Origin of the sequence: Rubrivirga aquatilis (assembly GCF_046845665.1) — a bacterium.
In the GTDB taxonomy this organism is placed as follows: Bacteria; Bacteroidota; Rhodothermia; order Rhodothermales; family Rubricoccaceae; genus Rubrivirga.
On record NZ_CP177355.1, the window covers coordinates 314,676 to 339,468 of the forward strand.

Sequence of the window (24,793 nt, forward strand, 5' to 3'; positions counted from 1 at the left end):
AGATGCAACAAAATTAACAGGCCCCGTACGGGCCGGGGGTCCACTCCCCCCCTCCTCCCATGCTGAAGTCCCTCCTCTCCGCCGGCCTGCTCGGCGCGCTCGCCCTCTCCGCTCCCGCCGCCCTGGCCCAGCCCGGCCCCACCGACGACCTCGACGCCGCCATCGAGGCCGGCGACGCCGACTGGACGGCCCGCGTGAGTGACCGCCTGGTCGCCGAGATCGAATCCGCCGACGCCGACGTGCGGGCCGCCGCGCTCCACACGGTCGCCTCGATGGCCGTCGCCACGCCCCGCCTCGACGTGCGCCCGGCGGTCCCCGCCCTGCTGGCGATCGTGCGGTCGGACCTGGCGGAGAGCCACCGCCTGCTCGCGCTCTCCGCGCTCCGCCTGTCGGCCGACGAGGGCGCCATGGCCGAGCTCCGCACCGACATCTACACGCCCGGCCCGCGCGCCTTCCGCCGCGCGCTCCTGTCGACGCTGCTCGACCACTTCGGCCCGGACGCCTTCCGCCACGACCCGGGCATGGCCGCGCTCGCCCAGGAGGTGCGCGACGACGCCGCTCGCGGCTAACCCACGTCTCTCTCAGACGGCCTCGCGCCCCCGCCAGCATGTGTCGGCGGGGGCGCGGTCTGTCGGGGCGACAGGTTCAGGCCGGGTCCCCGTCGGCAGGGATGAGGCGGCGGCCGCGCTCGCGGTCGACGGTGATGCGGGCGTCGGCGCAGATCGGATCTTCGATAGGGGATCTGGCCCTCAGCTTTCACTGTCAGCGGAAGGCTGCGCCTGAGCTCCCAGAGCGCCTTCTCGTCCGATGCAGCGTGGGCCCGGCAGGATTTGAACCTGCAACCGTCCGGTTATGAGCCGAGACGCTATATCGTGTTGGGGCACCCCTGCCAGCGCCTTGGAGGTCCGAAAGAAGAGAACCTGCTGCCAGTGTGGCGCTCGGATCCCATCGCGCGTCTGGATCGACGGGAAGGAGCGCAATCTGAGCAGCCGGCGGTTTTGCCTGGAGTGCTCCCCTTTTGGTCAGCACAACACACGGCCGAAGGAGCGGCTCGGGACACACGTGGCTCGCCCGATCGTCGACGGAAAGCGGGTCCCCTTCTCGGAGTGGAGCGAAGAGGCTGAGCAGCGGAACCGAGCGTGGCAGTTCCACCGTCGGCGGCAACGAATGGAGAGGCTAGTGGCCACCTTCGGAGGGGCGTGCCTCTCGTGCGGATACAGCAAGTCGGTCCGCGCACTCACCTTCCATCATCGGGACCCCTCCCAGAAATCGTTCGGCCTCAACGCCCGACTCATCATGTCGGTCTCGTGGGAGGAGGCCGTTGCAGAAGCCTCAAAGTGCGACCTCCTGTGCGCGAACTGCCACATGGAGTTGGAGGACTCGCTCTCCATCTCGAAGTACGCGGACTACTTCGACGAGGGTGGGCCTGGTAGGATTTGAACCTACGATCGTTCGGTTATGAGCCGACTGCATTCAACCGCTATGCTACAGGCCCGCGGCGCGGCCGCAAGCTAACGCGGCGCGGCGTCTCCCTGCCTGGCGCGGGCGCTGTGCCCGTCGCCCTTCCCCGGCCCCTCCTCCCCGCCAACGCGGGGACAGGCTGGAGGCAGGATCGCATGGGGCTCCCGCCAGCCGACCCCGTCCGGGGGAGGATCGTGTGGGGGCTCGCCAGCCGGAGAGGCCCACCGCACGTACGCGGGGGGCGGCTCGCGCCCAGATACCCGGCGGGGCGGTCGGCGCGTTGGGGCGGTCACGACCGCCGCCTGGATGCCCCTCCCCTCTGCCCTCGCCCTGCTGACGTCGTCGACCCTGGTCGGGTTCGCGCTCGCCCTCGCCGCCTGCAGGCCGACCTCGCCGGATGCCGCCGCGCCCACCGACGACCCGGCGCCGGCGTCCGTCCCCGCGGATCCGCCGCTCGTGGGCACGCAGTGGCGGCTGGCGTCGCTGGCGGGAGAGGCGCCCGCCGAGGGCGTGCGACCAGTGCTGGTTTTTCGCGCGACGCTCGCCGAGCGCGACCTCTACGACCGGCCGTACCCGGCAGACCTGGCCGGGTGGTCGCTGCTGACGGGCGAGAGCGGGGTCGGGCCGTTGCACGTGCCGTACCGGTTGGACGGCGACACGCTCCTCGTCCGGGCCCCGTACCACCTGACTCGGATGTCGTCCAAGGCGGAGGTGGCGCAAGCCGAGGGGCTGGCGGCGGCGCTGCTGGCGACGCCCCGTGTGGCCCGCGACGGGCGGCGACTGGCGCTCGTCCGGGGCGCCGACACACTCGCGACGTTCCGCGCCGACCCGCCCCGCCAGCCGGGGCCTCTGGATGACACCGCGTGGGACCTGGTGACGATCGACGGCACGCCCGCCCTCGACGCCACCGTCGCCACGCTGCGGTTCTCGTCGCAGCCCATCGGCCCCGGCCCCGACGACGGGTTCGACCAGTTCGGCGGGTACTCGGGCTGCAACTGGTTCGGCGGCGGCTACCGGCTCGACGCGCTCGGCCCGGACCGCTGGCGCCTGCTGACGGCGGGGCCCGTGATGTCGACCGAGCGCGGGTGCGCCTCCCCCATCGGCGAGCAGGAGACGGCCTACTACGCGGCGCTGGGGCAGGTGCGGACCGTGGCGCGCGACGGCGACCGGCTGGCGCTGGCCGACTCGGCGGGCGCGGTGCGGCTGGCGTTCCGCGCGCACCCCGAGCGGTCGGTCGACGCGGCGGCACTGCGGCGGGGGCGCTGGCGGCTGGCCTCCAGCGAGAGCGGGGCCCCCTCTCCCCTGCCCCGCGTCGAGGTCGTGTTTCGAGACTCGACGGTCGAGGCCACAGTCGCGTGCCGGGTGCTGCGCGGCACGGTCGCGCTGGACGGCGCCGACCTTCGGATCCGCGAGCTCGCCGCCGACGACTCCGGCTGCACCGGCGGCGTGCCCGAGGCGGCCTTTTGGAGCCCCCTGGGCGGCGGCGAAATCGAGGTCTCGGACGATCGGCTGGTGCTGTTCGACGAGAACGGGCAACCCTCTACCTTCACCCGCTGAGCCGTGCGCGCTCTCCTCTTCGCCCTCGTCCTCTCGGCCTGCGCGCCAGACGCTCCGCCAGCGGACGCCGCAAACGCACCCGACTCCGCGCCCATCGTGCTGTCGGGCACGTGGCGGCTGGCGGCCCTCGATGGCGTCGCGCTCGCGGATGGCCCGATCGCCACGGCCACCTTCTCGGGCCACCGCCTGAGCGGGTCCGGCGGCTGCAACGACTACTGGACCGGCTACGCGCTCGACGGCGACCGCTTCCGGCTGGCGGACGACGTGATCTGGCACCTCCAGTCGTGCGGCGGCGCGGCCGACTCGCTCGAGGCCGCGTTCAGCGAGCGCCTCGGCCTGGCCCACACCGCCCGCCTCGGCGAGGGGTTGGTGCTGCTCGACTCGCTGGGCGCCGAGCGGCTCGCGTTCGTCCGCTGACGGGGCGGGCGGCGGGCGCGAGCCGCGTGCTCGCGTCAGCAATGCCAACCCCTCACCTTGTCATCCTGAGCGCCAGCGAAGGATCTCAGCGCGAGTCCGCAAGCCACGACATCCGGTTCCGGCGGCCCCAAGCGCTAGCGTCGAGATCCTCCGCACGCTCAGGGTGACGAATGGGGGGCTTTTGCGCTAAGCCCACCTCTCACCCGACGCTATGCCGTGCTCTAATTGCTCGCGCGCTCGGCGTACCTGTAGGCCGTCCACGCCGCGATGACGTGGGCGACCCATCCGAAGAGGCCGCCGGTGCCGAGCCAGAAGCCGGGCGTGACGACCAGCCAGAAGAGGCCGCGCCAGAACGTCCCGTTGTAGAACTGGCCGACGCCGGGGACGACGAAACTGAGGACGGCGGCGGTACCGGGGCGGTTCATGGGTCCGGGGAGAGGGGCGCGGGCCTACGGGACGGCCGCCCCAGGGTTCAGACGCCAGCAAAACGGAGGACACACGGTCCGCCATCCATCTCGTTCGTGTGAAATCAGGATTCAGACATAAAAAACGAAGGCGTAACCCCCGATCCTCCTTTCAACACTGGGTAGACTCATCCCTGTCTCCCCCGCCGCCCGTGGACAAGCTCGACGACACCGACGTTCGCCTCCTCGACCTCTTGCAGCGCGACGGCCGCGCCAAGCGGACCGCGCTCGCCGAGGCCGTCGGCTTGTCGACGCCCTCGGTCTCCGACCGAATGCGCAAGCTGGAGGCGCGCGGCGTGCTGACCGGCTACCACGCCGCCGTCGATGCCAAGCGGCTCGGCCACGACGTGATGGCGTTCGTGTTCGTGCAGTCGACCGGCAGCGAGCACTACGGCGCCTTCGTCGAAGGCGTGGCGGCGCTCGACGAGGTCCAGGAGCTCCACTCCGTCACCGGCGACGGCTCGCACGTGCTCAAGGTGCGCGTCCGCAATACCACGGCGCTGGAGCGGCTGCTGGCGACCGTTCAGGGCCTGCCCGGCGTGCGCGGCACACGGACGAGCCTGGTCCTCTCGACGCACAAGGAGACGACCTACCTCCCGGCCGAGCCGATGACGCTCGCGCCGACCGACTAGACGGCCCCTCGTCCCCGCCCTGCGTGCAGGGCGAACCGCCCCCCTGACTTCCCGACTCCCGACTCATGCCCACCCTCACCCGCCCCACCACGAACGGAAACGGCCACCGCGCCAGCGGCTCGCTGCAGGACGTCGAGGCCCTGTTCGGCCAGAACACGTTCGGGCTCGCCGAGATGAAGACGCGCTTGCCGAAGGCCGTCTACAAGCGGCTCACGGCGACGATCGAAGACGGAGAGCCGTTCGACGAGACCGTCGCCGATGCCGTCGCGCTGGCCATGAAGGAGTGGGCCGTCGAGCGTGGGGCGACGCACTACACGCATTGGTTCCAGCCGCTCACCGGCCGCACGGCCGAGAAGCACGACTCGTTCATCACCCCGAACGCGGGTGGCGGCGCCGTGGCGGAGTTCTCGGGCAAGAACCTCATCCAGGGCGAGCCCGACGCCAGCTCGTTCCCCGGCGGCGGCCTGCGGGCGACGTTCGAGGCGCGTGGGTACACCGCCTACGACCCCACCAGCCCGGCCTTCCTCGTCGAGCACAACGGCTCGGCGACGCTGTGCATCCCCACCGCCTTTGCATCGTGGACGGGCGAGGCGCTCGACCACAAGATCCCGCTCCTGCGGAGCCTGGACGCGCTCAACGTGCAGGCCACGCGCGCGCTCGGCGTCCTGGGCGACGAGGTGGGCCGCGTCTACGCGACGTGCGGCTCGGAGCAGGAGTACTTCCTGGTCGACGAGGCTTACTTCGAGGACCGCCCCGACCTCCTAGTGGCCGGGCGGACGCTGGTGGGCGCCGCGCCGCCGCGCGGTCAGGAGTTCGACGACCACTACTTCGGGTCCATCCCAGAGCGGATCCTGGCCTACATGAACGCCGTCGAGCTCGAGCTCTACAAGCTGGGCGTGCCCGTCGCGACGCGGCACAACGAGGTGGCCCCGGGCCAGTACGAGTTCGCGCCGATCTTCGAGGACGCGAACGTCGCCGCCGACCACCAGCAGCTCATGATGATGACGCTGCAGCGCGTCGGCAAGCAGTACGGGCTGGCGTGCCTGCTCCACGAGAAGCCGTTCGCAGGCATCAACGGGTCCGGCAAGCACGTCAACTGGTCGATGTCGACCGACACGGGCGAGAACCTCCTCGAGCCCGGCGACACGCCGCACTCGAACCTGCGCTTCCTGTTCTTCTGCACGGCCGTCGTGCAGGCCGTCCACCTCCATCAGGACCTGTTGCGCGCGTCGATCGCGACGGCCGCAAATGACCACCGCCTGGGAGCGAACGAGGCCCCGCCGGCGATTCTGTCCATCTTCCTGGGCGAGCAACTCTCGCACGTCTTCGAGCAAATCACGGCGACGGGCGAGGCGACCGAGAGCAAGCCCTCCGGCTTCTTGGGCCTGGGCACGCCGGTCTTGCCGACGCTGCCGCGCCACGCCGGCGACCGCAACCGGACGAGCCCGTTCGCCTTTACCGGCAACAAGTTCGAGTTCCGCGCGGTCGGCTCGTCGCAGAGCGTCAGCTTCCCGCTCACCGTCCTGAACACGATCGTCGCCGAGTCCATCGACGACCTCACGACGAAGCTCGACGAGAAGCTCGACAAGCGGCCCTCCAAGAAGGCCCTCGAAGCGGCCGTCCGCGAGGTCATCACCGACTCGATCCGCGAGCACACCAAGATCGTCTTCAACGGCGACGGCTACTCCGACGCGTGGCACCGCGAGGCCGTCGAGGAACGCGGCCTGCTCAACCTCAAGACGACGCCCGAGGCGCTGGCGGCGCTGCCCACGGAGGCCAACGCAGCGCTCTTCCAAGCCTACGACGTGCTCAGCGCGCCCGAGCTGCAGAGCCGCGCCGACATCCTGACCGAGCAGTACGTGCTGACGATCAACGTGGAGGCAGCGACGACCGAGTCGATGGCGAGGACGCTGGTGCTGCCGGCGGCCGTCCGCACCCTCGCCGAGTTGGGCGAGGCGGCGCAGGCGCTCGGCGACCTCGGCTTGGACGACGACGGCATCAAGGCGACCGCCCGGGCCGTGGCCGATCAGGTCAACGCGCTGCGCACGGGGGCCGAGGCGCTGAAGGCCGCCCGCCACGCGGCCCACGACGCCGACGACGAGGCCGTGGCGATGCAGACCGAGGTGATCCCCGCGATGGCGGCCGTCCGCGCGGCCTGCGACGCCCTGGAGGCGCACGTCCCGGCCGACCTGTGGCCGCTGCCGACCTATCGAGAGATGCTGTTCTCGGGCCGCTAGCCCACCCTCCCGGCTCGACACGACACCGCCCCGCTGGCTCACACGCTGGCGGGGCGGTGCCGTGTCGGGGCGCCGTGCCCGGCACGCCTCGGGCGGGCGCGATGTCGTCTGGGGTCAAGCCGTTAGACGTTTAGGGGACGAGTGGCCGGGGCAGCTCCTCCGGTCTACTTTTGGGCTCCCACCACCGTCGCCATGCGTTTCCCGGATGCCCCGCCTCGTCATGAGGATCGCGTCGGCGAAGTGACGGCCCTGCTCTCCCAAGTCGCCTCGGGAGACGAGTCGCCGGAGGCCCTGGTGGAGCGGCTGATGCCGATCGTCTACGACGAGCTCCGCGACATCGCGCGGGCCCAGCGGCGGCGCTACGACGTAGACGGGTTCCAGACGACGGCGCTCGTCCACGAGGCCTACCTCCGGATGGCCGGGCAGGCGTTGGTGCCGGACCGCGCCTACGTGTTCGCGTCGGCGGCCCGGGCCATGCGCAACGTGCTCGTCGACCACGCCCGGCGGCGGCACGCGGCCAAGCGGGGCGGCGCCGCCAGCCCGGTCGGCCTCACGACAGCCGGCGCGATCCCCGACGCCAACGCCGACCTCGACCGGCTGACCTCTCGCCTGCTCGACGTCGACCACGCGCTCGACGGGCTGGCGGCGCTGGATGCGAGGGCGGCGCAGGTGGTCGAGTGCCGCTACTTCGGTGGGCTCTCGTTCGAGGAGACGGCCGCCGCGCTCGGCGTCAGCGTGGCCACGGCCAAGCGCGACTGGCGCCGAGCCCGCGCCTGGCTCCACCGCTCCCTGGGCGACGACTCGGACGCCCCCTCCGCCGATGCCGCCTGACCCCGCTGCCGGCTGGACCCGCGTCGGGGACGTCTTCGACGCCGTCGTGGACCGCCCCCCTGCCGAGCGGCCCGCCGCGCTCGACCGCCTGTGCCGCGACGTCGACGGGCGCCCGGACGACGCGCTCCGCGCCGAGGTGGAGAGCCTGCTGGCGGCCGACGCGGCTGCGGACACCGGGGGGCTCGGGCCGCTCGACGCCGCCGACGCCGCCGCGCTCGTGGCCGACGCGGCCGTCGCGGGCGAGCGGATCGGGCCGTGGCGGGTCGTCCGCGAGCTGGGCCGAGGCGGGATGGGCCGCGTCGACTTGGTGGAGCGTGCCGACGGCGCCTACGACCAGCTCGCGGCGCTGAAGCGGCTGGGGCTGGTCGCCAGCGACCGCGTCCGCCTGTTCGTGCGCGAGCGCCAGATCCTGGCCCGGCTCGACCACCCCGGCATCGCGCGGCTCCTGGACGGCGGCGTCGGCACCGAGGGGACGCCGTACCTCGTCATGGAGTACGTCGAGGGCGAGCCGCTCACGGCGTACGCCGACGCCCACGACCTGTCGGTGGACGCGCGCATCGAGAGGTTCTTGCAGGTCTGCGACGCCGTCGGCTACGCGCACCGGCACCTGGTCGTCCACCGCGACCTCAAACCGTCGAACGTGTTCGTGACGGCCGAGGGCGGGGTGAAGTTGCTCGACTTCGGGATCGCGCGGCTGATCGACGAGGCGGCCGAGCCGAGCGGCGGGCCGGAGACGGCGCTCCCGATGCTGACGCCCGAGTACGCCGCGCCCGAGCAGGTCACCGGCGGCGTCATCACGACGGCGACGGACGTGTACGCGCTCGGCGTCGTGCTCTACGAGCTGCTGGCGGGGACGCGGCCGTACGCCATCGAGCGCTCGACGCTGAGCGGCATCGTGGCGACCGTCCGCGACACGGAGCCGCCGCCGCCCTCGGCCGTCGCCAGCGAGGGACGGCGCCGGGCCTTGCGCGGCGACCTCGACACGATCGTGCTGAAGGCGCTCGCCAAGGACCCCGCCCAGCGCTACGGTTCCGCCGACGACCTCGCGACGGACCTCCGCCGCTTGAAGCGCGGCGACCCGGTCGTGGCGCGGGCGCCGACGGTGCGGTACCGGGCGCGGCGCTTCGTGGGCCGCCACCGGCTCGGCGTCGCGGCGACGGCCCTGGTGCTGCTGGCGGCCATCACCGGAACGGCCTTCTACACGGCGCGCCTCGCGGCCGAGCGCGACCGCGCCGAGCAGGCCGCCACGCGCGCCGAGCGCACGGCCGACTTTCTCGAAGGCATCTTCGCCGGCTCCGACCCGACCGGCGCTGGCCACCCGGACTCGCTCTCGGCCCGCCAGCTCCTCGATGCCGGCGCCGCGCAAGCCCGCGCCGACCTCGCCGAAGAGCCGCTCGTGCTGGCGCAGATGCTCGGCACGATCGGCCGCGTGTACCGCGCCGTCGGGCTCTACGACGCCTCCGAGCCGGCCCTACGCGACGCCGTCGCCCTCTACGCTTCGACCGGCGGCGACCCGCTCGGCCACCGCGACGCGCTGCTCGAACTCGCCAACCTCGAGTACCGCAAGGAGGCCTACGACCCCGCCGACCACTACGCACGCCACGCCTTGCGGCTCGACTCGCTCCACGCGGCGCCCGACGAGAGCGAGCGGCTGGCCATCTTGAACACCATCGGGCTCGTGCTCTCCGACACCGGGCAATTGGAGGAGGCCGCGCGCGTGGTCGGGGACGTCGTGGCGGGCCGCCGGGCCGACGGCAGCGAGGAGGCCCGGATCGACCTGGGCGTCAACCTGGGAAACTTGGGCCTCATCCTGATCGACCTGGGGCGGTTCGACGAGGCCGAGGCGATCCTAGACGAGGGCATCGCGCTGTGCGAGGAGACCCGGGGCCCGAACCACCCCTACGTGGCGTTCGCCCTCAACTCGCGCGTCGCCATCCACCAGCACCGCCACGACTTCGACCGGGCCATCGCCGACCAGCAGCGGTCCATCGCCATCGGCGAGACGGCGCTGGGGGTGGACCACCCGTTCACGGACTACGCGCGGGGGAATCTGGCGAGCCTGCTGGCGCTGCGCGACTCCGTCGGGCGGTAGCGCGCTCCGGCGACGGCCGGCGACGTTCGAGCGCGAGTTGGGCCCGACGGCCCCGTCAGCGTTGATGGTGCTGAGCAGCCTGGCCACGTTGCTGGCCGACGCGGGGAAACTCCCAGAGGCCCTGGCGGCGGCGCGACGCGTCGAGGCGGTCGAGGGGTGGGTGGCCCTCCCGGGCGACGAGCCGAGCCTCTATGCGCTGGCCTTGGTGGCGGCGATCCGGTTCGCGTCGGGCGACCGCGCGGGGGGCCAGGCGCGGCTGGAGGCGATCTACCGGGGCCCGTCGTCGGCCGAGATGGAGGGGCTGGCGCGGGCGCTGCTGCTCCGCCTGGTCGGCGACGCGCGGCGCGCGGGACAGTCCGCCGGGTGAGCCTGCCGTCGGTGCTGGCGGACGTGGACACCGAGATCGACCGCCTGCTGGCAGACGGGTGAGCCACCCGCTTGCGCAAGCGGGTGGATTTGCACAAGCGGGTGGATTTGCACAAGCGGGTGGCTCACCCTATCCCTCTCTCAGGGAGAGAGGGGACACCGCAGGGGGCGTCTCGCCAGCAGGGTGGCGTGCGCTCGGCCCACCACCCCTAGCCCCTCTTGGCTGCGCCGACGCTTCGCGTTGTCCAGGAGGGGGACTGTTCTTGCGTCCGCTGCAGCGTCGAGGCCAAGGCCGGTGGCACGGTCCCCCTCTGCCCGTTCCTCGGTCCTCCCCTCTCAACACTCCGTGAACCGCACCGACACGTTCGTCGCCAGCCCGCCCTGCGACGTTTCCTTGTAGCGGTCCGACATGTCCTCGGCCGTCTGGCGCAGCGTGCGGATGACGGCGTCGAGCGAGACGCGCGCGCGCTCGGGCGCCCCGGCGAGCGCCAGTTCGGCGGCGTTGATGGCCTTGACGGCGCCCATGGTGTTGCGCTCGATGCAGGGGATCTGGACGAGCCCGCCGATGGGATCGCACGTCATGCCGAGGTGGTGCTCCATCGCGATCTCGGCGGCCTGGAACGCCTGGGCAGGCGTGCCGCCCTGGGCCTCGCACAGTGCGGCGGCGGCCATCGCGCTGGAGACGCCGACCTCGGCCTGGCAGCCGCCCATCGCGGCCGAGATGGTGGCCCCTTTCTTGAAGAAGGTCCCGACCTCGCCCGCGACGAGGAGGAAGTCGAGAATGGCCGCCTCGGTGACGGGCTCCTCTGAGAAGCAGACGTGGTAAAAGAGGACGGCCGGGATGACGCCCGCCGCGCCGTTCGTGGGGGCGGTGACGACACGCCCGAGGTTGGCGTTCTCCTCGTTGACCGCGAGCGCGAAGGCGCTGACCCAGCGCAGGATCTGGGGGAAGCGATACGTCTGGGCGCGGATGGCGGCGACCCAGGCGTCGGCGCCCTCGCCCGGGTCGGCGTCGCCCAGCAAGGCCCGGTTGATGGGGGCCGCGCGGCGCTCGACGCCCAGCCCGCCGGGCAGGATGCCGTCGGTGTGGCAGCCGCGCCAGACCCCCTCTCGCATGACGGCCCAGATGGCGCCCAGCTCGGCGTCGATCTCGGCGTCGGTGCGCCACGACCGCTCGTTGCGGCGGACCACGTCCGCCAGCCGGCAGTCGCCACCCGCGCAGTGCGCGAGCATCTCAGCGGGGACCTGGGCGGGGTGCGGGAGGCGGATGCCCGCCGCTTGCGCGCGCGCCTCGCCCTCGGCGACCACGAAGCCGCCGCCGACGGAGTAGTACACGGACCGCCGGACCGTGCCGCCGACCGTCGCCTCGCACGCCATGCCGTTGGCGTGGCCCGGCAGCCGCTCGTCGCGGTGGAGCACGATGTCGGCGGCCGGGTCGAAGGGCACGGTGCGGCCCGCGAGCGTGACGGTCCGCCGCTGGGCCAGCTCGGCGACGTACTCCGCGATGCGCTCCACGTCGACCGTGACGGGGTCGTGGCCCAAGAGGGCGAGGGCGATGGCCTGATCGGTGCAGTGCCCGCGGCCGGTCAGCGCGAGCGAGCCGTAGAGGTGGACGCGGACGGTCTCGACCTCCGCCAGCAGGTCGGCGTCGATCAGCTCGCCGAGCCACCGCTGGACGGCGCGCCACGGGCCCAACGTGTGCGACGACGACGGGCCGACGCCGATCTTGAGCATGTCGAAGACGCTGAGGGCTTCGGCGTCGAGGGCGGGGGTCTCCATGCCGCAAGGTCGCGCGATCGGGCTCTCTCCGCTCGCGGGGAAATGGGAAAGGGGGACGGGGAACGAGCAGAGGAATGGCGGCCACCCCTCGGCTTTGCTGGCGGGGCCGCTCCTGCAATGGCGCCGGCCAGCCTCGGCATGCGGTGCTCGGTAGGGGCGATCCGGCGGGTCGCCCGTACGGCAGGGGTGCGGCTGTCGGTCAGCCCAGCACGGCCGCGGCGTCCACGCGCTCGGGGAGGGGCCCGACGCGCGCCAGCTTGAGGGCGGCCATCCGGCCCCCGGCGCTCGCGCACTCGGGCGGCGCGAATCCCGCCAGCCACGCGGCCAGGAAGCCCGACCAGAAGGCGTCGCCCGCGCCCGTCGCGTCGACGGCGTCGACGGGCTCGGCGGCGACCTCGACGGAGCCGCCCTCCCAGACGACGAGCGCGCCGTCGGCGCCGCGCGTCAGGCAGACGAGGGAGGCGCCGAGCCCGCGCAGGCGGTCGGCAGCGGCGGTGTCGCTGGCGGGATCGTCGCCCCACAGGCGCGCGAGGTCGTCGCGGCTGCACTTGACGAGCGGGGCGAGGGCCAGGAACTGCCGCGCGGCCGCCTGTTGCTCGGCCCGGCGGGCTGGCGTCTTGGGCGCGAAATTGACGTCGATGGACAGCGCCAGCCCCAGCTCGACGGCGCGCGCGGCGGCGGCCAGGAGCGTCCCGCGCGAGGGCTCGCGGCTGAGCGCGAAGCCGGAGGTGTGGAAGAGGCGCGCGTGGCGGAGCAGGCGGTCCGGGAGCTGGTCCGGGCGCAAGTCGCGGTCGGCCATGCGGTAGACCGCGAAGTCGGGCGTGCCGGCCGACCGGGCGACGGTCACGACGCTCGTGGGGCGGTCCGCGCGCGCCGCAAAGCGGGCGTCGACGCCGACGGACAGGACCTCGCGCTCGAGAAAGCGGCCCAGGCTGTCGTCGCCGACCGAGGCGACGAGGGCGACGGGGACGCCCAGGCGGGCCAGGTTGGTGGCCAGGTTCGCCGGGCTCCCGCCCGCGTGCCGCTCGAACGCCGCCGCGGCGCCCAGGTCGTAGACGGGCTCGGTCGTGATAAAGTCGACCAAGACCTCGCCGGCGACGACGACGGACGGCGCGAGCGGCGACGCGGGCGGGGCGGCTTCGGGGACCGACGCGTCCGTCAGCCACGGGAGCGGGCCGCGCAGGGCGGCCGCGCCGATGACCTCGCCGGCCGCGCTCCACGCGAGCGGCGTCGTGCCCAGCCGCTCCCCGTGCTCGGCGTCGAGATACTCGGGGAACGTGTCGGCATTCGCGGCGCGGACGCGCGCCAGCAGGTCGGCCGCGTCGACGGGCCGCCCGGCGTGCGCGAGCGCGGCCACCCACCAGCCGTTGACCATCGGCCAGCACCCGCCGTTGTGGTAGTGGCCGGGCGCGTTCGAAAACGTGTCTCTCACGTTCCCGCGCAGCGTCGCCCATGCGGGGTCGCCGGGGCGGACGGTCGGGGCGAAGGCGGGGACGAGCGACGGGGCGGTCGATGCGGCCAGCTTCAGCCCGTGCGTCAGCAAGGTGTCGCGGCGGTCGGGCCAGAGGTCGGCCAGGACGGCGAGCGCGGAGCCGAGCGCGTCGAAGCGCTTGACGTAGCCGCCGGGCGTGAGCGCGGCGAACGGGAACGGCGCCTGGGTCTCGGACGCCGCGCGGTACGCGGCGGGGTGGTAGGCCGCCTCGGCGTCGCCGCCGGGCTCGGGCCAGTACGTCGCCTCGATGAGCGCCGCGAGCCGGTCGGCGCGCGCCGCCAGCCGGTCGGGCGAGGGTGCGAACGGGACGACCGCGCGCAACGCGAGGAGCCGGAGCACCTGGTCGTAGAGGAGGTACCCGTGCAGGTCGTACTCGTCGGCCCAGTCGCCGGACTGCGGGACGTACACGAGCCCACGCGCGTTGAACTCCCAGGCGTCGAGGAGGGCGAGGGCGTCGGTGACCGGCCCCGCCAGCCGGGCCACGAACGCGGGGTCGATCTGGGCGCGCGCCGTCGCGGCGGCCCCGAGCACCGCCCACGGCCCGGCGTCGACGCGGCCCGCAAGCCCGCCGTAGCTGACGGCGCCGTCGGCGGCGACGTTCGAGGGCACCTGCCCCTGGGGCCCGGCGTGCGCGAACAGCGTCTCGACGGTCCGCCGCAGGCCACCCGCGAGCGCGTCGTCGCCCGACGCCAGCCCCGCCAGCCCGCAGATGACGCCGTCGCGCGCCCAGACGCGGCGGTAGTTGGTCCGCTCGGTCGGCGAGGCGAGAAAGCCGTCGGCCGAGAGCGAGGCGCGCAGGAGGTCGAGGGCGGTCACGGCGTGGTTCGGGGTTCAGGACTCGGGGTTCGCAAAAGGGTGGGATCTCGCGAACCCTCAACCTCTGAACCCCGAACCCTTTCGAGCATCACCAGGCCCTGCGCCACGAGCAGGTTCGTGAGCAGGAAGAACAGGGCCTCCTCGACGGGCAGGCCCGCCAGCTCCCAGCCCGTCCGCGTGGCGTCGGTGATGTCCCAGATGCCGAGGCCGATGGCGATGCGGTCGGCCACCCACAAGTAGAGCGTGATCGGGACGACCGCCAGCGCCACGAGCCGCCGCCGCGCCCAGATCAGGTGACCGCCCAGCCACCACATCCCCGCCAGCACCGGCGCGGCCCACGCCACGATCAGCCCGAGGTACAGCCAGTGCCCGCCCGCCACGACGCACGCCGCACCGATGGCCGTCGCCAGCCCGAACACGCTCGCGCCCGCCGCCCGGACGCCCAGCGTCGGCGGGGGCTGCTGGTGGACCGGCTCGCGCGCCTGGAGCAGCCGCACCCACAAGCCGGTAATGATCGTCTGGATGACGAAGAAGGCGTACTCCTCGACCGGCACGTAGCCGATCGTCGCGAGGACGCGGTCCGGCGGGTACGTCCAGACCGCACGCGCGACGAGGTAGTTGTCCCACGGCGTCGTGTAGACGAACGCGATGCCGACAAGCGCGGCGAGTGGCCACCACGGCTCGCGCGTCCGCCGCTGGAACAGCGCCAGCACCGCCAGCAGGGGCAGCGTAAAGACGAGGTGGAACTGGAGGTAGGTCACCGGGGCACGAGGAAAAGGGCAAGAGCCGAGAGGCCCGGACGCGGTTCCCCCGCCCCGCGGGGCCGCCTGCCCGCGTCGCTACCAGAAGAAGCCCACCAGGATCGCCGTCAGCGTCACGAGAATCGCCGACTGGATGCGGTAGTTCTTCCACCACGCGACGGAGGCGAGCTCGGCGCTCTCGGCGCGGAAGAAGGCGAGCGTCCACGTCGTGTCGTCGGTCTTGTCGGCCGCCGGGGCCTCGCCCTGCAGGCTCACGACCACCATCACGACCATCGCGACCGCGAGCAGGAGCGGCGCGAGGTACAGGAAGTTGACGTTGAAGATCTGCGCGAGCGGCGCCCCCGTCTGGGACGTCCAGATCGGGCCGCCGATCAGAAAGAGGACGGCCGTGAGGTGGCCGGCGGCCATCCCGGCGATGGCGCCCGTCCCGTTGGCGCGCTTCCAGAACACGCCCACGATGAACAGCGCCAGCGCCGGCGGCGCCACGTACGCCAGCGTCGTCTGGAGGTAGCTCCACAGCGTGTCGAACCCGACGATGACGGGGCTCCAGGCGATGGCGAACACCATGCAGAGGAAGGTCACGATCCGGCCCCAGCGGACGAGCGCCCGGGGCGACGTGTCCGGCTTCTTGCGCTTGATAAAGTCCATCGTCACGAGTGTCGAGGCCGCGTTGAGCGTCGAGTCGACGGACGACATGATGGCGGCGAGCATGGCCGTCAGCACGAGCGCGCGGAAGCCGCCCGGCAGCAGGTCGAACAGCAACGTCGGGAAGACTTGGTCGGCGCGCTCGAGGTTGGGGTAGAGGACGCGGGCGAACGTGCCCGGCATCACCATCAGGAACAGGATGGGCAACTTGAGCAGGCCGCCGAAGAGCGCGCCCCAGCGCCCGTGGTCGAGGTTCTTGGCGCCCAGCACGCGCTGCACCATGAACTGGTTGGTGGTCCAGAAATAGAAGCCCAGCAGGAAGACGCCGGTCATCAGGCTCAGCCACGTCATGCCGTTTTCCTGGTACCACGGGAGGTCCGGGTCGAGGTCGAACGACTGGACGAGCGACAGGCTCTCGGCCGGCGTCACGGCCGTCACGGCGTCCCAGCCGCCAATCGCGTTCCAGGCCATGACGGACACGGCGCCGGCGCCGATGAGGAGGAGCGTGCCCTGGATGGCGTCGGTGTAGACGACCGCCTTGAGCCCGCCCGCGATCGTGTACGCCCCGGCGATGAGCGCCAGGATCGCCATCGTCATCCACATCGGGAAGTCGGGGTAGACCAGTTCGATGACGAGCGCGCCCGCAAAGAGGGCCGCGGCCGTGTCGACGACGACCGACAGGAAGATGCTCATCGCCGAGAAGTAGACCCGGCTGCGGCCGTCGAACCGCTTCTCCAGAAACTCCGGCATCGTATAGATGCCCGTCTTGATGTAGAACGGCAGGAAGAACAGCACAAACACGACGAGCACCATCGCCGCCATCCACTCGTAGTTGAAGACGGCCAGCCCGATCCCGCCGTACGCCTCGCCCGCCATCCCGATCATCGACGACGACGACAGGTTCGACGCGAGCAGGCTGATCCCGATGAGTCCCCAGCTCAGGCTCCGGCCGGCCAGGAAGTAGTCCTCGCCGTCCTCGGTCTGGCGCGAGAACCAGAGCCCGATCCCGAAGATCACGATGGCGTAGATGACGACGGCCGTGATGTCGAGCGTCGTGAGTGCGAAGTCAGGCATGGGCGAGCGCGTGGAGGGTCCGTGAAGGTACACGCGCGGTGTAAGCGGTTCCACACACCGCCCCTGCAGGCTGGCGAGCGGCTCGACGTCGTGACTCGGTCACCCGTCCGCGAGCTCTAGCGGCGAGGGCCTGGTACCATGTCAATGGTCCCCACTCCACTGACCCATGGCGCCCCTGACCTCGACCGGACTCGTTCTTTTGCTGGCGACCCTGCTGTGGTCGTGTGCCCCACAGCGCGAGGTCGCTCCTCCCCGACCGAGCGCCGCGGTCGAGCAGGACCTTCTCGACCTGTCGCGCCAGAAGTGGCGCTGGATGGCCGACAAGGACGTGGACGCCCTCGGCGCCCTCTTCCACCCCGACGCCCGGTTCGTCCACATGAGCGGGACATGGGGGACCGCGCGCGAGCTCGAGATTATCGAGAGCGGAAGCATCCACTACAAACAGGCCGACGTCCACGACGCCGTCGTCGAGACGTTCGGCACCACGGCCGTCGTGTGGAACCGGATCACCCTGCTGGCGGAGGTGCGGGGGCAAGAGGTCACCAACCCCTTTACTGTGACGGAGGTGTACCAGCGCGAGGGCGGGGCGTGGACGCTCCTGGCCCTGACGTTCAGCAGCATCCGGGACGGCCACGAACTCGAGCAGTAGGCCTAATCCTGCCCCCGCCCTCGGCCCTGCCCGCGAGGGGGTCCGCACCTCCAACCCCGCCCCCATGCTTCGTCTCCTCGCGCTTGCCCTCCTCTTGTCCGCCGGCCCGGCGCTCGCGCAAGAGCTCGCGCCCTACGCCGTCGGTGACTCACTCGGCGTGGCGGGCGCCGACGGCGCCTTCGACCCGGTCTCGTCCAACGTCACGGTCTACGGCGCGATCGTCAACGCCGAGAGCTGCGCCTACGACGCCGATCGCGGCATGATCGTCGTCGTCAACCGGGGCGCCTCGCAGGCCGTCCTGGCGAATGACGCCTGGGTCTCGCTCGTCCGCTCCGACGGGTCGGTCCATACGGCCCGGTGGATCGGCGTCCAGCGGCCGGACCAGCGCGCCGGCCTCGCGCCGCCGCTCGTGCTCAACGACCCGCTGGGGAGCGAGATCGCCGGCGGCGTCCTCTACATCGCCGACCGCGATGGCGGCGCGGGCCCGGACGACCCGAGCACGGCCGTCGTCCGCCGGTTCGACGCGCGGACGGGGGCGCCCCTCGGCGAGACCCCGATCCCGGAGTCGCCCTGGATCAACGACGTCGCCGTCGCGCCGGACGGGACGGTCTACGCGACGCAGACGGGCGACCTCGGGCCGGACCCCGACCCGGCGACGTTCCGGGTCTGGCGCATCGCGCCGGACGGGACGGTCTCGGTCGTCGTCGAGGGCGCACCGCTGAACCTGCCGAACGGGATCGCCCTCGATGGGGGCCACCTCGTCGTCGCCAACTACGGGGACGACGCCGTCCTCACCTTCTCGGCCTCGGGCGAGCTGCTCGAGACCCGGCACGCGGCGCAAGCGGGCAGCGACGGGCTCGTGATCCTGGACGACGGGACGACGTACGTGTCGAGCGTCGCGCAGGGCGGCGTCTCGCGCTTGCGGCCGGGCGAGCCCGCCGAGCTCATCGCACGGGGCATCCCCGGCGCCGCCTCGATGTGCTACGACGCGGGCGCGGACCGGCTCGTCGTCCCGATGCTCTCGCACAACGGGCTCGCGTTCGTCCCGCTCGACTGACCGGCCGCTAGACCGGCCGCTCCGAGCGCCGCCCGCTGGAACGCGCTAGGCCGCCGCCTGCCACGTGGAGCACCAGCCGCCCGGGGCGACCGGCCCAGCGAAGAGCTGGCACCCGCCGCACGGCGATTCGCCCTCGGGCGCGTTGTAGAGCCGGCAGTTGCTGCACAGCTGGCCCGGCGTCGCCGAGTTGTCGACGTAGTTGAGCGCGGCCCGGTTCTGGAGCGCCTGCCCGTCGAGGTCGCCGTAGCCGGCGCACGACGAGGCCGTCACGGCGGAGTCGCCGCCGCAGGCCGCGAGCAGGGGGCCGACGCCGAGGACAGCACCGGCGGAGACGAGGAAACGGCGGCGGGAGACGGGGTCGGACATGACGGGGTGGAGGGCGTGTGAACGGAGTCTACGGCGGGCGCCGGCACGGCGGCCCATGGAGCCGACAGGCATTTCCCGACATCCGGCGCGCGCGCGCCCGACTCGGACCCGAACAGGCACGCCGAAGTTGACGTGGCGGCCGGACGGACCGGTACCCTCGCCCTCACACCTCCCCTCTTCCCATGGCTCAAACGTGGTACTGGATTGGCCTCGCCGCGATGGCGGTCGGCTCGGTCTACTTCGGCGCTCAGGCGTACCGCGCGACGGCGCGCCGCTGGCAGATCCTCTGGCAGCTCTACTTCTTCATCTGCCTCATCGCCGCGGTCTTGTACCTCGTCATGGCGACGGGCTACGGCGCCGTGGAGGCCGAGGCCGGTCGGCAGACGGTCTGGGTCCGGTACGTGACGTGGTTCACGTCCACGCCGCTGCTGCTCCTGGCCCTGACCTACCTCGGGCGCTCCTCGCTCCCGCTCACGACGGCGCTCCTCGGCGCCAACGCCTTCATGATCCTGACGGGACTCGTCGCCACGCTCCTGGACGAGGGCACGCTCGCCAACGTCTGGTGGCTGATCTCGTCGGGCGCCTATGTGGCCATCGCAGCCGCGTTCCTCGGGCGCTACAAGCGTGAGGCTCGGGCCGCGCTGCCGTCGTCGGCGGCCGTCTTCGACCGGATCGTCCTCGTCCACCTCGTGCTCTGGACGGCCTACCCGGTCGTGTGGATGCTCTCGCCCGAGGGCGTGGCCGTGGTGCCCTCCGACGTCGAAGCACTCCTCTTCATGGTGCTCGACGTGGCCGCCAAGGTCGGGTTCGGGTTCCTCGCCGCCAGCTCGCTCCGCCAGATCGAGACGAACGGCGACGCCGCGGCCTTCGAGCCCGTGCCGTCGCAGGCCCGCGTGCGGGTCTAGGTGGAGCCGCTCGACGCGCCCGGGCTGGACGTCCGCGACGACCCGGCGCACCAGCGCCGGGCCGTCGTCGTGGGGCGGGTGGCCCGGGCGGTCCTCGCCGGGGTCGTGGGGCTGGCCGCGCTCGGCGTGTTCGGCGGCGGCGGCCCCCTTGTGCGGGCCGAGGCGGCCGGGCCAGACGGGTTCACCGTCCGCTACGACCGGTTCGCACGGCTCGACGCCCCCTTGCGGCTCGACGTCGCCCTCCCCCCGGGCGACTCGGCCGTCACGGTCACCGGCGACCTCGCGACCGACCTCCAGATGGAGGCCACCTCCCCCGCCCCCCGCTCCGAGCAGTCCCGGCCGGACGGCGTCCGCTTCGTCGTGGCCTCCGGGCCGGGGCCGGCGACGCTGACGCTCCACGCCCGGCCGCTCCGGTTCGGCGTGCTCCGGGGGGCCCTCCTCCTCGACGACGGCCGGCGCCTCGCCGTCCGCCACGTCATCTACCCCTGATCCATGGACGCCGTCCTCCGAGGCGCCGCCGTCTACGCCTTCCTCGTCCTCGTCTTCAGCGTGCTCGGGCGGCGGACGCTCGTGCAGACGACCAACTTCGACCTGCTCCTGATCATCATCATCGGGCAGTCGACGCAGCTCGCGCTCCTCGGCGACGACTACTCCGTCACGAACGCGGTCCTCCTCATCCTGACGCTGCTCGGGATCCACCTCGGCCTGGCGGCGGTCAAGGCGCGCGTGGGCGGGGCGGACCGGTGGCTCGGCGGCGGGCCGCCGCTCGTGGTCGTCGCCGACGGCCGGCTCCTCGCGACGCGGGCGGCGCACGTCGGCGTGGGGGCCGACGACGTGCTCCTGGCCGCCCGCGAGCACCACGGACTGGAGCGGCTCGACCAGGTCCGCTACGCCGTCGTCGAGCGGACGGGCGCCATCACGATCGTCCCGGCCTAGGCTCGTCGCCTCCGGCGGTTCGGGCACGTTCGGGGCGAGGCCCGCCCGCGACGGGCCGGGGTCAGGGGGCGGTCCAGACGCGCTGCCGGAGGTCCATCCAGACCACGACCAGCACGTGCGGGACGGTGAGCGCCGCGATCCCCACCAGGTAGACGCCCACGCCGGCGACGGGGTCGGGGCGGCTGAGCACGCGGGCGGCGAGCGCGCCGATCAGCCCCAGCGCGCCGATCGTGGCCGGCGCCGCGAGGCCGGCGAGGCGGCGGGCCGATCCGCCGGCCACGAGCGGGGCGAGGCGGGCGAGGTGACGGAGCGCGTGCCACAGGCAGAAGTACACGCCCACGCTCCACAGCGGGGGCACGAGGGCAAAGAAGGCCGTCAGGCCGGCGACCTCGCCGAGGTCGAGGGCGAGCGCCCGCCCCGCGCCGGGCTGCCGGCGCGCGCGCGCGAGGCCCCACCCCCCGTAGACCGCGCCCAGAACCGCCAGCCCCGCCCACACCGCCCCCGAGGGCAGGTCGAGGACGAGTTGCCGGGCTGCCTCGGCGCGCTCCGGACGGAACGCCGCCGCCATGGCCCCGACGACCTCGGCGTACGTGGCGGGGTACGCGGCCAGGGGGACGGCCATCGGCAGCGCACCGCGCACGGCGCCCGCCAGCAGCCGCTGCGCCGGGCTGCGGAGGTGGACGTCCCACCCCAACGCACGGAGCGCGTAGACGTCGCCCTGCCCCCAGTGCGCCCACGTGAGGAGCAGGAACCCGACGGCGGCGGCCGTCGGGAGCGCGGCCCAGACCGCGAGCGCCACGCACGCGGCCGCGAGGTAGGCCAGGCAGAACGCGGCGACGCGGCCGAAACGCAGCGCCTCCCCCCGCATCGCGAACGGGACGACGGGGTCGGCCGCGCCGTGCGGGAGCCCCAGGACGACGGCGCTCGCGGCCCACGGCAGGGCCAACACCCACACGGGCGCGCCGGCGAGAAGCGGGGCGAGGGCCACCGACACCGCCACGCCGCCCCACGCCAACGCGAGCCCGCCCCTCGGCCATGCAAACGGCGCCGTCATGCCGCCGCCCGCCGACGGACCAGGCGCCCGACGATCTCGGAGAGCGCCGGGCCTTCCAACAACACGAGCCCTTGGACCACCAACAGGTTCGTGACGGCGAAGAACAGGGCCTCCTCGATGGGCAGGCCCGCGAGCTCCACGCCCGTCCGCGAGGCGTCGGTGATGTCCCAGATCCCGAGCCCGATGGCGACCCGGTCGGCGCCCCAGAGGTAGAGCGTTGTCGGGACGACGGCCCAGCCGACGAGGCGGCGGCGCGCCCAGATCAGGTGCCCGCCGACTCCCCACATGAGCGCGAGGACCGGGAAGGCCCACGCCACGATGAGCCCGAGGTAGAGCCCGTGCCCCCCGAGCGCCACCAAGACCGCGCCGAGCACCGCCAGGGCCCCAAACCCGGCGACGCCGGCCGCCCGCACCCGCGCGTCCGAGGGCGGCGCCTCGAGGGCCGGCCACCGCGCCTGCAGGAGCCGCGTCCACAGGCCCGTCAGCACCGTCTGGATGACGAAGAAGGCGTACTCCTCGACCGGCACGTAGCCGACCGTGGCGAGGACCCGGCCGGGCGGGTAGGTCCACACCTCCCGGGCGACGAGGTAGTTGTCCCAGGGCGTCGTGTACGCGAACGCGATCCCGACGAGGAGGGCCAACGGGCCCCACGGCTCGCGCGTCCGGCCCTGCAGGAGGGCGAGGGCGAAGAGCGGCGGGACGGTAAACGCGAGGTGGAACTGGAGGTACGTCAGGGCTGGGGGGGGGGCCAAGGGCGGGGCCTGAGACCTCGGCGCGGCGCATTGTTTCCCGCCCGGCGCGTCGCCGCAACGGGGCCACCTCCGGCGACAGGCGGGGGCTCCTCCCTGGGCGCGAGGGACGGGCCCGAGCGACAGCGCCGGCCCGCCGTCCTCCGTCTCAGAAGCCGGGGCCCGCGGGTTGCCACAGCTCAAACCGGTTGCCCTCGGGGTCGGTCGCCCACCCGAACCGGCCGTACGGGTAGTCCTCGACGCGGTCGTCCACGTCGGCGCCCGCGGCGCGGAGTTGGGTCAACATGGCGTCGAGGTCGGCCACGCGGTAGTTGACCATGAACGGGGCCGGGCTCCCGAAGTAGTCGGAGTCGTGGGGGAAGGCCGACCACACGGTCTGCTCGCCGGCCGCGGCGGTGAACGTGCCGTAGGTCTGCCCGTCGTCGATGGGCACGCCGAGCACGTCGCGGTACCACGCCGCGAGCGCCGTGGGATCGCTGGCTTTCAGAAAGAGGCCGCCGAGGCCGAGGACGCGTTCCATGGGGACGGGGGACGGGGGACGGGGGACGGGGGACGGGGGACGGGCAAGATGCGTGTCGCCCGCCGCCCGCGCCACGACGAGACGCTCTGCCCTGTCCCCTTCCCCTTTCCCAGTTCCGCGAGCGAAGCGAACCGGAGGTCGGTGGAGCCAGCTACCCCTCGCTCGCCTTCGAGAACTGCTGGTCGAAGACGATGTCGGACGGCGGGAAGTCGATCCGCTTGACGAACGCCGCCGCCTCGGCGGCGCCGTGCTCGCGGTCCATCTTCATGTCCTCCCACTCGACCGACAGCGGGCCGGTGTAGCCGACGTCGTTGAGGGCCCGGATGATCTCCTCGAAGCGGATCTTGCCCCGCCCCAGGCTCCGGAAGTCCCAGCTCCGCCGCGCGTCGCCGAACTCGGTGTGGCCGCCCAACGTGCCCGCCTCGGTGCGGACGTCGGACCACCAGACGTCCTTCATGTGGACGTGGAAGATGCGGTCGCCGTGGTCGCGGATAAAGCGGACGTAGTCGGCGTTCTGGTAGCCGAAGTGGCTGGGGTCGAAGTTGATCCCGAACATCGGGTGGCCGCCCATGGCGTCGAGCGCGCGCGCCCAGCTCGGCCCGTCGAAGGCGATCTCGGACGGGTGCACTTCGAGCGCGAACCGGACGCCGAGGTCCTGCATCTGGTCCAGGATGGGGACCCAGCGCTCGGCGGTCTCCTGGAATCCGGCCTCGATGTCCTCGGGGAGGTTCGGCGGCCACGAGTAGAACAGGTGCCAGATCGGCGAGCCGGTGAAGCCCGTGATGACGTCCAAGCCCAGCTTTGCCGCGGCCTGGGCGGTCTTTACCACCTCCTCGGCCGCCCGCTGGCGGACGCCCTCGGGCTCGCCGTCGCCCCAGACGTGGGCCGGCACGATGGCCTTGTGGCGCCCGTCGATCATCTTGTCGGCCACGGCCTGCCCGACGAGGTGGCACGAGATGGCGTACAGGCTCAGCTCGTTGTCCGCCAGCAGCTGTCGGTGCGACTCCGCGTAGCCGTCCTCGTCCAGGACTCGGTGGATGTCGAGGTGGTCGCCCCACGTCGCGAGTTCGAGGCCGTCGTAGCCCCACGACGCCGCCTTCGGCGCGAGCTCGGCGATGGGCATGTCGGCCCACTGGCCGGTAAAGAGGGTGACGGGGCGGGCCATGGGCGTGCGGGGGACCGGGTGAGGAGGGATGGGTGGATGTCGTTCGTGGGGCGTTGTGCGTAGGGCGAACTCCCCACGCTCTACGCACGACGCCCTACGTCGCGGAAACAGGCAGGCCGAGGGCGCCGAGGGCGCGGCGCAAGGCGGAGGGGCCGGAAAAGTGGACGGTGTGGAAGCCGAGCGCGTCGGCCGCCTCGACGTTCAGGAGCGAGTCGTCGATGAACACGGCGTCGCCGGGGGTCGAGCTCGAAGCGGTCCACCAAGTGCTCGAAGAGGAGGACGTCGGGCTTCGCCAGGCCCACCTCGCCCGAGACGACGATCCCCTCGAACCATCCCAGAAAATCGAACCGCTGGCGGGCGATGGGGAAGGTCTCGGCCGACCAGTTGGTGAGCGCCAGTAGCGGCACGCCGGCCGTCTTCAGTTCGCGAAGGATCTCGACGGTGCCGTCGATGGGTCCGCCCAGCATGTCGGGCCACTTGCTCCACCACGCGTCGAGCCAGTCGGCGTGCTCGGGGAAGCGCCGCTTGCGCTCGGCGATGCCGTCGGCGAAGGGGCGCCCGGCGTCGAACTGTCGGTTCCACTCCGAGGTGGCGACGTGGGCCAGGAAGTGCTCGATCTCGGCCTCGGTCCCGCCCATCTGGCGGTACGCGTAGCGCGGGTCCCAGTCGATGAGGACCGCGCCGAGGTCGAAGACGACGGTTGTGGGCATGAGGCAAGCGGGAGGAGGCAAGGGGAAGACTGCGTATCGAGGGGCCGGGGGCGTCGCA

Annotated in this window: 25 protein-coding genes and 1 tRNA gene; 14 read left to right on the plus strand and 12 right to left on the minus strand. The window is 72.7% G+C overall.

Annotation, left to right across the window (positions count from 1 at the left end; genetic code table 11):
* Positions 1-59: 59 nt before the first annotated feature.
* Positions 60-569 (plus strand): hypothetical protein, encoded by a 510-nt coding sequence (locus tag ACLII4_RS01370; protein WP_412069096.1) that lies wholly within the window; start codon positions 60-62, stop codon positions 567-569.
* A 493-nt stretch (positions 570-1,062) separates the two neighbouring features.
* Positions 1,063-1,440, plus strand: coding sequence for a hypothetical protein (locus ACLII4_RS01375; protein WP_412069097.1), 378 nt, complete (start codon positions 1,063-1,065; stop codon positions 1,438-1,440).
* Here ACLII4_RS01375 and ACLII4_RS01380 read toward each other — a convergent pair.
* Positions 1,422-1,495: transfer RNA gene (locus tag ACLII4_RS01380), tRNA-Ile, on the minus strand. The genes ACLII4_RS01375 and ACLII4_RS01380 overlap by 19 nt on opposite strands.
* Positions 1,496-1,767: 272 nt before the next feature.
* Here ACLII4_RS01380 and ACLII4_RS01385 point away from each other — a divergent pair.
* Positions 1,768-3,018, plus strand: a complete 1,251-nt coding sequence (locus ACLII4_RS01385; RefSeq protein ID WP_412069098.1) for an META domain-containing protein — start codon at positions 1,768-1,770, stop codon at positions 3,016-3,018.
* 3 nt (positions 3,019-3,021) lie between these two features.
* Complete coding sequence (locus ACLII4_RS01390) at positions 3,022-3,435, plus strand: META domain-containing protein (protein WP_412069099.1); 414 nt, start codon at positions 3,022-3,024, stop codon at positions 3,433-3,435.
* Positions 3,436-3,656: 221 nt separating this feature from the next.
* Here ACLII4_RS01390 and ACLII4_RS01395 read toward each other — a convergent pair whose 3' ends face one another.
* Positions 3,657-3,860, minus strand: a complete 204-nt coding sequence (locus ACLII4_RS01395; RefSeq protein ID WP_412069100.1) for a DUF5683 domain-containing protein — start codon at positions 3,858-3,860, stop codon at positions 3,657-3,659.
* 191 nt (positions 3,861-4,051) lie between these two features.
* Between ACLII4_RS01395 and ACLII4_RS01400 the strand changes: the two genes are divergently transcribed.
* The 5 genes from ACLII4_RS01400 to ACLII4_RS01420 all read left to right on the plus strand — a co-directional run bounded on the left by ACLII4_RS01400 (position 4,052) and on the right by ACLII4_RS01420 (position 10,058).
* Positions 4,052-4,531, plus strand: a complete 480-nt coding sequence (locus tag ACLII4_RS01400) for an Lrp/AsnC family transcriptional regulator (RefSeq protein ID WP_412069101.1) — start codon at positions 4,052-4,054, stop codon at positions 4,529-4,531.
* Between the two features lie 65 nt (positions 4,532-4,596).
* Positions 4,597-6,768 carry a glutamine synthetase III gene (locus ACLII4_RS01405; protein WP_412069102.1) on the plus strand — a complete coding sequence of 724 codons (2,172 nt, stop codon included), beginning with the start codon at positions 4,597-4,599 and terminating at the stop codon, positions 6,766-6,768.
* A 192-nt stretch (positions 6,769-6,960) separates the two neighbouring features.
* Positions 6,961-7,599: an ECF-type sigma factor gene (locus ACLII4_RS01410; RefSeq protein WP_412069103.1), complete on the plus strand. Its 639-nt coding sequence runs from the start codon at positions 6,961-6,963 to the stop codon at positions 7,597-7,599.
* Entirely contained in the window at positions 7,589-9,691 is a 2,103-nt protein-coding gene (locus ACLII4_RS01415; protein ID WP_412069104.1) for a protein kinase domain-containing protein, read from the plus strand. Before ACLII4_RS01410 ends, ACLII4_RS01415 begins: the two co-directional genes overlap by 11 nt.
* A 64-nt stretch (positions 9,692-9,755) precedes the next feature.
* Positions 9,756-10,058, plus strand: a complete 303-nt coding sequence (locus ACLII4_RS01420; RefSeq protein WP_412069105.1) for a hypothetical protein — start codon at positions 9,756-9,758, stop codon at positions 10,056-10,058.
* Between the two features lie 335 nt (positions 10,059-10,393).
* Here ACLII4_RS01420 and ACLII4_RS01425 read toward each other — a convergent pair whose 3' ends face one another.
* The 4 genes from ACLII4_RS01425 to ACLII4_RS01440 form a co-directional block, all read right to left on the minus strand.
* On the minus strand, positions 10,394-11,836 hold the full coding sequence (locus ACLII4_RS01425; RefSeq protein ID WP_412069107.1) for an L-serine ammonia-lyase: 1,443 nt from the start codon (positions 11,834-11,836) through the stop codon (positions 10,394-10,396).
* A gap of 199 nt (positions 11,837-12,035) precedes the next feature.
* The gene (locus tag ACLII4_RS01430) at positions 12,036-14,144 is read right to left on the minus strand and encodes a PfkB family carbohydrate kinase (RefSeq protein WP_412069108.1); all 2,109 of its coding nucleotides are present in this window, start codon (positions 14,142-14,144) and stop codon (positions 12,036-12,038) included.
* Positions 14,141-14,905 carry a lycopene cyclase domain-containing protein gene (locus tag ACLII4_RS01435; protein ID WP_412069109.1) on the minus strand — a complete coding sequence of 255 codons (765 nt, stop codon included), beginning with the start codon at positions 14,903-14,905 and terminating at the stop codon, positions 14,141-14,143. The genes ACLII4_RS01430 and ACLII4_RS01435 overlap by 4 nt, the downstream gene beginning before the upstream one ends.
* A gap of 78 nt (positions 14,906-14,983) precedes the next feature.
* Complete coding sequence (locus tag ACLII4_RS01440; protein WP_412069110.1) at positions 14,984-16,624, minus strand: sodium:solute symporter; 1,641 nt, start codon at positions 16,622-16,624, stop codon at positions 14,984-14,986.
* Between the two features lie 166 nt (positions 16,625-16,790).
* On the opposite strand from ACLII4_RS01440, the gene ACLII4_RS01445 reads away from it, so the two are divergent.
* Positions 16,791-17,273: a nuclear transport factor 2 family protein gene (locus tag ACLII4_RS01445; RefSeq protein ID WP_412069111.1), complete on the plus strand. Its 483-nt coding sequence runs from the start codon at positions 16,791-16,793 to the stop codon at positions 17,271-17,273.
* Positions 17,274-17,337: 64 nt separating this feature from the next.
* On the plus strand, positions 17,338-18,330 hold the full coding sequence (locus ACLII4_RS01450) for an SMP-30/gluconolactonase/LRE family protein (protein ID WP_412069112.1): 993 nt from the start codon (positions 17,338-17,340) through the stop codon (positions 18,328-18,330).
* 45 nt (positions 18,331-18,375) lie between these two features.
* Here the strand turns inward: ACLII4_RS01450 and ACLII4_RS01455 are convergent, their stop codons facing one another.
* Positions 18,376-18,696, minus strand: coding sequence for a high-potential iron-sulfur protein (locus ACLII4_RS01455; protein WP_412069113.1), 321 nt, complete (start codon positions 18,694-18,696; stop codon positions 18,376-18,378).
* A 182-nt stretch (positions 18,697-18,878) separates the two neighbouring features.
* Between ACLII4_RS01455 and ACLII4_RS01460 the strand changes: the two genes are divergently transcribed.
* From ACLII4_RS01460 to ACLII4_RS01470, 3 genes are read left to right on the plus strand one after another with little or no spacing between them, the layout of a single operon-like run.
* A complete protein-coding gene (locus tag ACLII4_RS01460; RefSeq protein WP_412069114.1) occupies positions 18,879-19,601 on the plus strand; it encodes a bacteriorhodopsin in 723 nt (240 codons plus the stop codon).
* Complete coding sequence (locus ACLII4_RS01465) at positions 19,602-20,090, plus strand: hypothetical protein (protein ID WP_412069115.1); 489 nt, start codon at positions 19,602-19,604, stop codon at positions 20,088-20,090.
* A 3-nt stretch (positions 20,091-20,093) separates the two neighbouring features.
* Positions 20,094-20,537, plus strand: a complete 444-nt coding sequence (locus ACLII4_RS01470; RefSeq protein WP_412069116.1) for a DUF421 domain-containing protein — start codon at positions 20,094-20,096, stop codon at positions 20,535-20,537.
* Between the two features lie 61 nt (positions 20,538-20,598).
* On the opposite strand, the gene ACLII4_RS01475 is transcribed toward ACLII4_RS01470, so the two are convergent.
* From ACLII4_RS01475 to ACLII4_RS01495, 5 genes are all read right to left on the minus strand, one after another.
* The gene (locus ACLII4_RS01475) at positions 20,599-21,591 is read right to left on the minus strand and encodes a Brp/Blh family beta-carotene 15,15'-dioxygenase (RefSeq protein ID WP_412069117.1); all 993 of its coding nucleotides are present in this window, start codon (positions 21,589-21,591) and stop codon (positions 20,599-20,601) included.
* On the minus strand, positions 21,588-22,343 hold the full coding sequence (locus ACLII4_RS01480) for a lycopene cyclase domain-containing protein (protein ID WP_412069118.1): 756 nt from the start codon (positions 22,341-22,343) through the stop codon (positions 21,588-21,590). Before ACLII4_RS01480 ends, ACLII4_RS01475 begins: the two co-directional genes overlap by 4 nt.
* A gap of 145 nt (positions 22,344-22,488) precedes the next feature.
* A complete protein-coding gene (locus ACLII4_RS01485) occupies positions 22,489-22,860 on the minus strand; it encodes a VOC family protein (RefSeq protein WP_412069120.1) in 372 nt (123 codons plus the stop codon).
* A gap of 151 nt (positions 22,861-23,011) precedes the next feature.
* Positions 23,012-24,025 carry a sugar phosphate isomerase/epimerase family protein gene (locus ACLII4_RS01490; RefSeq protein WP_412069122.1) on the minus strand — a complete coding sequence of 338 codons (1,014 nt, stop codon included), beginning with the start codon at positions 24,023-24,025 and terminating at the stop codon, positions 23,012-23,014.
* A gap of 80 nt (positions 24,026-24,105) precedes the next feature.
* On the minus strand, positions 24,106-24,735 hold the full coding sequence (locus tag ACLII4_RS01495; protein WP_412069123.1) for an HAD family hydrolase: 630 nt from the start codon (positions 24,733-24,735) through the stop codon (positions 24,106-24,108).
* Positions 24,736-24,793: the final 58 nt, after the last annotated feature.